The organism is Streptomyces vulcanius (genome assembly GCF_042653945.1).
In the GTDB taxonomy this organism is placed as follows: Bacteria; Actinomycetota; Actinomycetes; order Streptomycetales; family Streptomycetaceae; genus Streptomyces; species Streptomyces mangrovi.
In genome coordinates, this window is sequence record NZ_JBHSFK010000014.1 from 254206 (window position 1) to 261531 (window position 7326).

Here is a 7326-nt window from a genome sequence, read left to right on the forward strand (position 1 = left end):
GGGGATGAGCCGTCAGATGTGCAACCGCCCCGGCTGCGGGCGCGGCGCGATCGACGAACAGGGCTTCTGCGAGGTGTGCGACCGGCAGCCGCTGCCGGTCGCACACGTCACCGTGTCGGCGGCCCGCGCCCCGGAACCGGAACCGGAACCGGAACCTGAGCCGGAGCAGCAACGGCCGGCGCGGGGCGGGGCGGGCGTCGGCGTCGCGCACGTACGCCCGGACCCCTGGTACGGCCTCGGCCTGGTCGACTCCGACCAGGCCCCGGAGGCCCCGGACGTACCGCTGGGCTCGTCGGACCCGGTCGCCGAGGCGCACCGCTTCTGCGCCGCCCCGTCCTGCGGGCAGCCGGTCGGCCGCGGCCACGACGGCGAGCCGGGCCGCACCGCCGGCTACTGCCCGCACTGCGGCACCCACTTCGACTTCGCCCAGCCCGACGGCCTCACCATCGCCGGCCGCTATGACGTCGCACGCGTCCTCGGCTCGGGGGCGTACGGCGCCGCCTACCTCGCCCACGACCGCAATCTCGCGACCCACGTCGTCCTCAAGGCCCTGAACAAGTCGGTCGCCAAGACCGCCCGGCACGAACGGGACGTCCTGGTCGGGCTCCGGCACGACAGCATCGTCCGCATCCTGGGCTACGAGCACGAAGGGCCGCACCTCGTCCTCGAATACGTGCCGGGCGAACCGCTCTCGGCCCGCGACGGCGACCGCCTCGAAACGCTCCTCGCGCACGGTGTCCGCGTCCTCCAGGCGCTCGACTACCTGCACGCCCGGGGCCTGCTGCACTGCGACGTCAAACCGCTGAACATCATCCGCTTCCGGGAGGAGGGCCCGGCGGGCGCACTCGACCGGGTGCGGCTCATCGACTTCGGCGCGGTGCGCAGCCACACGAAGGACACCGGCCCGGTCGTGGCGTACACAAGGGCGTACGCACCGCCGGAGACCGATCCGGAACATCTGCGCCCCACCCCCGGCTTCGACCTCTACGGACTGGGCATGACCCTGCGCGAGATCTGCCGCTCCCGCTGGACGGACCGCTCCGCACCGGGCGTCGACTCGCTCCATCTGCTGCTGGACCGTGCCACCGACCCGGAGCGGCCGTGGTGGCGGTTCGTGTCGGCACGGCAGTTCGCGGAGCAGCTCAGCGGTGTCATCCGGCAGGTGGTGGCGGCCCCGCCGACGCGTCGTCAGGTGGCCCGGCCCTCCGCCCTGTTCGGCTCGGTGCCCGAACCGCTGCACGGCGGCCTCGGCGCGGCCCGGCCCCTTGCCCACTGGGTCGAGGCGCAGCCGGACGAGGAAGCGCTGCTGAGGATGCCCGCGCCGTTCTCCTCACCGCAGCCCGGCGACGTCGCGGCCGCCCTCCCGGCGCCCCTGTCCGACCCCGACGACCCGGGCGTCACGGGCTCGGCGGGCGGCGCGCTGGCCGAGAGCCGGCTCGCCCTGCGCAGAAAGGACGCCGCGTCGGCGGCAGGACAGCTCGCGGCGGCGGGTCTGCCCGACTGGCACTGGCTGCCCGACTGGTACTGCGGCCTGATCGCGCTGGCCGACGGCTCCCCGAAGCGGGCCGCCGCCGTGCTCACCCAGGTGCGCAGGGCGCTTCCCGGTGAGCTGATACCGCACCTCGCCCTCGGCCTGTGCGCCGAGCTGCGCGGGGACCGCGCGGTCGCGCTGTCGCACTACGGCACGGTCTTCGACACCACCCCCGCGCTCGGTGCGGCCGGCTTCGGCCTGGCGCGGGTCCTGCTGCTGGCCGGCGAGCGCGCCAGGGCGGTGGACGTCGCCGAACAGCTGGCCAAGGAGTTCCGCTACGAGCGCGAGGCGCGAGTGGCGGCCGTACGGCTGCGCGTCATGGTCCTCTCCGAGCCGGGCCACCCGGCGCCGACCGAGGACGACGTGGCGCGGGCCAGGGCGGCCCTGCCCGGCCTCGACGTGGACGAGGCGGCGGCCGCCGCACTGCGTGCCGAGATCCAGTACGCGGAGTTCCTGCGCACCCACGACCGGCTGAAGCTGTCCGACGCGGTGCGCGCTCTCGGCCCGCACGCGCCGACCGAGCGCGAGTACGTCGCACTGGTGGACCTGGCCAACCGGCTGCGTCCGGCGCTGAGATGGAGACGGCCGTCCCGCCGCCGGGAAAGCGTGGCAGAACGGGTCATTCCCGTTTCGGAGCAACGCCCGGCCCGCTAAGCTCCTCACACGTTCCGTCGAGCGAGCGAGCACTCTCCGTAGGGGAACACGCAGCGACACGATCGGGTGGTGCCGGTGGGGGACAGGTCACCCTTGGGGCTCAGCTTCGCCCTGGAAGTGGACGCGCCCTCGGATCTGCCCTACGACGAGGGACGCGCGGACGCCCTGATCACCGTCACGGCACGCTCCGCCGCGGACTCGGCCGTGCGGACTCCGAGCGCCGAAATCCTCATCATGGACCGCTCGTTGTCCATGTCCGGCCACAAGCTGGACGAGGCGAAACGCGCGATGTGCGCGGCCGTCGACACCCTGCGGGACGGCACCCTCCTGGGGATCGTCGCGGGCAACCACAAGGCCGACGTGATCTTCCCGACGACCGGCGGCCTGGCCCGGGTCGACGCCCGGACCCGGGAGGACGCCAAGCTCCGGGTGGTCGGCCAGCTCGCGGAGGGCGGCACGGCGATCGGCCAGTGGCTGGCTCGCGCCCGCCGCCTCTTCGCCTCGGTGGAAGCCCCCGGCACAGTGCGCCACGCGGTGCTCTACACGGACGGCAAGGACGAGCACGAGACACCCGAACAACTCGGCGAGATCCTCACGACGTGCACCGACCGGTTCGTCTGCGACGCGAGGGGCCTGGGCGACGACTGGCGCTACACCGAACTCCTGCGCGTCACCGAGGCCCTGCACGGCACCGCCGAGGCCGTCGTCACCATCTCCGACCTCACGGAGGACTTCACCCGCCTGATGCGCGAGGCCCAGCGGATCGTCGTGCCCCGGGTCTATCTGGGCCTGCGCCTCAACAGCCGTTTCCAGCTGGCGTTCGTCCGGCAGACCCACCCCGTCGAGGCCGAACTGACGGCACGTCAACAACGTGACGGCGAGACGCACGTCCCGCTGGGCTCCTGGCCCCCGGAGACCCGCCAGTACCAGATCTCCCTCCGTGTCGACCCGGGCAGCCTGACCGTCGACGAGACCCTGCGCGCCGCCCGCGTCACGCTGCACGCCGAGTTCTCCGACGGCACCCGCCGCCCCTGCTCCGAGACCGCGGCCATGGTCGTACGCCGCCGCTCGACACCCGGCTTCGGCATCGCCCGCTCCCCCGACCTCACCCGCGTCGAGAACGAACGCGAACTCGGCATGGCCATGCGCGCCTGCGCCGACGCCCATCTGCGCGGTGACCCCGACCGCGCGGACCGCGAACTGCGCCTCGCGATCGGCCTCGCGGAATCCCTCCGGGACACCACACGCCTGCAGAAGCTGCGCGCGGTGGCGGCCGGCGGGCCCGACGGCCGGCTGCGGGTGCGGCACGACGTCACCCGGGGCCAGATCCTGGAGATCGGCGTCGACTCGACCAAGACCGCGAGACGACCGGTCGACCCGCACGACCTCCCGCCCCACGCCTTTGGGCTGCCCCGCGTGTGCCCACGGTGCGGTACGACGTCGACGTCGCCCACGGCCAAGTTCTGCGAGGAGTGCGGGCATCGGTTCGGGGACGCGGGTGCGGCCGGTGGACCGGTGGACGCGTTGTGACCGGCGTACGGCCTCGCCTGCCCCATCCGATCGTGGTGCTGCGCTGGCTCAGGGCGGGGGTGCTGGGCATGGTGGCGGTGACGGCGCTGCTGTATCTGGTGGTGGCGAACCGGGCCGGAGAGCAGATCACCGCCGCTCAGCGCACGACGAAGGCCATCCAGCACATCCGGGCGGCGTACGACCAGGCCGGGAAGGCGGACGACGCGCTCGACGCCGTCTCCGGGACCGGGGCGCTCGACCTGATCGGCACCGGCGCCGACTTCGCCAACGCCACCGCCCGCGTGAGTTCCCACCTCACCTCGGCGACGGAGGGCAACGCGGCCGGGGAGCGGGGGCTGAGCCACATCCAGTTCGTCCAGGGCCAGTTGGCCACCTGTGTGCAGATGGCCAACACGGCGGTCCTCGACGGGGCACCGGCCCTGGCGAAGGCGGGCGACGCGCTGGACGACGCCCGGGAGTACGACGGCAGGGACCCGGTCCCCTTCACGGGCGGCCTCAGGCAGTCGCTCAGGGATCTCGAGATGCTGGAGGCCGCGGCGCGCCATGACCAGCTCCGGTCGGACTGGCGCGACCCCGGCCTCCTGTGGCCCCTGTTCATCGGACCGGCGGCGGTCATGCTGCTGCTGGTCTGTGCGACCGGCGGCATCGTCGCCCGTCGCTTCCGGCGGTACCCCAGCCCGGCGCTCGTCGTGGCCCTGCTGGCCACCGCGTCGATCGGCGTCACCATGTGCACGACCGACCCGCTCTCCGCGGCGATCGCGCTGCCCGTGCTCGCCGCCGCCGGTGCGCTCGCGTATCTGGCCTACCGTCCCCGCCTCGCCGAGTACAGGTTCCCGCGCTCATGAGAAGACTCACGGCACCCCTCGTACGCTGCGCCCTGGTCCTCGGGCTGCTCCTGGCGCCGGTCGCGTGCGGCGAACCCGGGAAGGACAAGGTGACGATCATGGTTCCCTGGTCCGGCACCGAGTTCAAGGCGTTCTACGCGGTCGTCAGGGACTTCGAGCGCGACCACGCCGGCATCGACGTCGAACCGCAGGTCACCCGCGCCCTGACCCAGCAGCTCGACGCCGCGGTGGCCGCGGACGCGGAGCCCGACCTGGCGGTGCTGCCCAGTGTGGGAGCGATCGCCAAGTACCGGCAGGAAGGGGCCCTCCTGAAACTCGACGACGTCGACACGGACGCATACGTGCAGCCCTTCCGCGGGCTCGGCATGAACGGCGAGGACGTCTACGCCGTCCCGGTCAAGGCCGATGTCAAGAGCCTCATCTGGTACGACGCCAGGGTCACCCCGCGGCCGTCCGGGAACTGGACCGCTCTCCGGTCCCGTTCCGACAGCTGGTGCCTGGGCCTCGAGTCCGGTCCGACCTCCGGCTGGCCCGGCGCCGACTGGATAGCGGACATCCTGCTCGCCGACGAGGGCGTCGGCCCGTACACCGCCTGGGCCTCGGGGGACGCGGAGTGGGACAAGGGGCCCGTCAAGGACGCGTGGACCGCGTGGGGGGACCTCGTGGCAGGCGCCCGCAAGGGTGCGGCCACGTTCAACTTCCGCGCCGCCGCCGAGAAGATGACCAAGAAGGGATGTTCGCTGAGCCACGGCGCCCTGTCCGCGATGTCCTTCGAGTCGGCCCAGGTGAGGGACGACGGGTACACGTACGTCGTACCGTCCTCGCATGAAGTCCTCGAGGTCTCGGCGGACTTCGTCGGAAAGTTCACCGGGAACAAGAGCGCCGACGAGTTCATCGAGTACCTGGCGGGGGCGCGGGCCCAGCAGGCCTGGGTGAACGAACCCGGCTTCGCGCTCTCCGCCGACAACCGGGTGACGGAGTACGACAACACCACTCAGGGCCGGATAGCCGGGATGCTCCGCTCCCCCCGTTACACGCTCTGCTTCAGCGCCGCCGACGCGATGGATCCCGACGTGTCCGCCGCCTTCTACCGAGCGGTCCTGGACCACACGAACGGCAAGGACCTGACCCCACTACTGACGGCACTCGACGAGGTCCAGAAGGAACTCGGATACGCGCACCCCAAGTCCCCGCCACCCCCCACCCCGCTCTGCACTCCCTGAACCACCCCTGATCCAGCCAGGAGCCCTCATGCCGGACGCCATCCAGTTCACCCTCGACGACGGCACCGTCGTCCTCGTAGCCCCACCCGCCCGCACCGGCACCGGGGCGGTGGGCCTGGGAACCCGACTGGAGAGCGCGGGAAGCAGCCTCCGCGAGGCACTGACGCCGATCACCGCCGCCGCCTCCGAGGTGATCGGCCAGTTCCGCGACGTCGCCCAACGGCCCGACGAGGTGGAGGTCACCTTCGGCGTCGTCCTGGACGCCAGACTCGGCGCGGTCCTGACGAGCGCCGGAGCCAGCACCCACCTCGACGTCACACTCCGCTGGAGCGGCACAGAACCGACACCACCGAACTAAAAAGGGGCCGTGCGGCGGCGCAGCCGCTGACCGGCTGCGCCGCCAACACGGGCGGGAGGGTCACGAGGAAACCTTCCGGGGCGGGATCAGGGCAGTACGACGATCTTGCGCCCCTGGCCGGCGGCGAACTGGTCCAGAGCCTGCGGGTACTCCGTCAGCGGCAGTCGGTGACTGATGAAGACCTTGGGATCGAGCACCCCCGCGGCGAACAGCTCCGCCGCGCGCTCGTAGCTGTGCAGCACCGCCATGGAGCCGGTGATGGTGATCTCCTGGTTGTAGATGCGGTACGGCGAGATGGTGGCCGTCGTGGCGTAGTCGGAGACCCCGAACTGCAGATAGGTCCCGGCCTTGGCGACCCGGTCCAGGCCGTCCTGGATGGCGGCGGCGTTGCCGGTCGCGTCGACCACCACGTCCCAGCCCCCAGGCCGCCCCAGCTCGTCGGCCGAGAGTGCCGACTGGGAACAGCCCAGCTTCTCGGCCGTCGCCAGCCGTTCCGGGTTGACGTCGACGACGTCCACCGAGGAGGCACCGGTGCGCTTGGCCAGCTCCAGCATCATCAGGCCCATCGTCCCGGTGCCGTAGATCAGCACATGGGAGCCCATCCTGCTGTTGAGCACGTCGTAGCCGCGTACGGCGCAGGACAGCGGCTCGATCAGCGCCGCGTCCTGGACGTCCACGTGGTCGGGCAGCCGTACGCAGTTGGCGACGGGCGCCACGGCGTACTCGGCGGCGCCGCCGGCCACGGTCACTCCGATCGCCTGCCACCGGTCGCAGAGGTTGTTGCGGCCGGCTCGGCAGTATCGGCACTCGTTGCAGTACAGCGAGGGGTCCACGGCGACCCGGTCGCCGATCGCGAGTTCGGTGACCTGGCTGCCGAGGCCGACGACCTCCCCGGCGAACTCGTGGCCCGGCACGATCGGCAGGCTGGGCGCGAACTCGCCCTGAAGGATGTGCAGATCGGTCCCGCACAGCCCGCAGGCCGCCACATCCACCACGACCTGGCGAGGCCCGGGAGTGGGGTCGGGCACCGTGGTGACGGTGACCTTGCCGGGCGCTTCGATGACGGCGGCTTTCACTTGACTGCTCCTAGGGAGAGGCCGCGGACGAGTTTGTCCTGGGCGGCGAATCCGGCGATGAGGACGGGCAGCGACACCAGGGTGGCGGCGGCGCAGAGCCGGGCGAGGA

6 protein-coding genes and 1 pseudogene are annotated in these 7326 nt (G+C 72.2%); 5 read left to right on the plus strand and 2 right to left on the minus strand.

Translation table 11 applies throughout. The features are described from left to right. Window positions 1-4 precede the first annotated feature (4 nt). The 5 genes from ACFPIH_RS23065 (at window position 5) to ACFPIH_RS23085 (ending at window position 6141) form a co-directional block, all read left to right on the plus strand. Window positions 5-2185 carry a protein kinase domain-containing protein gene (locus ACFPIH_RS23065; RefSeq protein ID WP_381163933.1) on the plus strand — a complete coding sequence of 727 codons (2181 nt, stop codon included), beginning with the start codon at window positions 5-7 and terminating at the stop codon, window positions 2183-2185. 93 nt (window positions 2186-2278) lie between these two features. Beyond that, entirely contained in the window at window positions 2279-3715 is a 1437-nt protein-coding gene (locus ACFPIH_RS23070; RefSeq protein ID WP_381163930.1) for a VWA domain-containing protein, read from the plus strand. After that, on the plus strand, window positions 3712-4560 hold the full coding sequence (locus ACFPIH_RS23075) for a hypothetical protein (RefSeq protein WP_381163927.1): 849 nt from the start codon (window positions 3712-3714) through the stop codon (window positions 4558-4560). The genes ACFPIH_RS23070 and ACFPIH_RS23075 overlap by 4 nt, the downstream gene beginning before the upstream one ends. Further along, the gene (locus ACFPIH_RS23080; protein ID WP_381163924.1) at window positions 4557-5783 is read left to right on the plus strand and encodes an extracellular solute-binding protein; all 1227 of its coding nucleotides are present in this window, start codon (window positions 4557-4559) and stop codon (window positions 5781-5783) included. Before ACFPIH_RS23075 ends, ACFPIH_RS23080 begins: the two co-directional genes overlap by 4 nt. Window positions 5784-5811: 28 nt before the next feature. Beyond that, window positions 5812-6141 carry a CU044_2847 family protein gene (locus ACFPIH_RS23085; protein ID WP_381163921.1) on the plus strand — a complete coding sequence of 110 codons (330 nt, stop codon included), beginning with the start codon at window positions 5812-5814 and terminating at the stop codon, window positions 6139-6141. 86 nt (window positions 6142-6227) lie between these two features. On the opposite strand, the gene ACFPIH_RS23090 is transcribed toward ACFPIH_RS23085, so the two are convergent. Continuing rightward, window positions 6228-7217 carry a zinc-dependent alcohol dehydrogenase family protein gene (locus ACFPIH_RS23090; protein WP_381163918.1) on the minus strand — a complete coding sequence of 330 codons (990 nt, stop codon included), beginning with the start codon at window positions 7215-7217 and terminating at the stop codon, window positions 6228-6230. Next, window positions 7214-7326 (minus strand): annotated as a pseudogene (locus tag ACFPIH_RS23095) (carbohydrate ABC transporter permease); the annotation flags it as partial. The gene ACFPIH_RS23090 and the pseudogene ACFPIH_RS23095, both read right to left, overlap by 4 nt.

Excerpts from the sequence above, each read along its gene's own strand:
- ACFPIH_RS23065 (WP_381163933.1), top strand. The coding sequence starts at position 5 with ATGAGCCGTCAGATGTGCAACCGCCCCGGCTGCGGGCGCGGCGCGATC.
- ACFPIH_RS23080 (WP_381163924.1), top strand. The coding sequence starts at position 4,557 with ATGAGAAGACTCACGGCACCCCTCGTACGCTGCGCCCTGGTCCTCGGG.
- ACFPIH_RS23085 (WP_381163921.1), top strand. The coding sequence starts at position 5,812 with ATGCCGGACGCCATCCAGTTCACCCTCGACGACGGCACCGTCGTCCTC.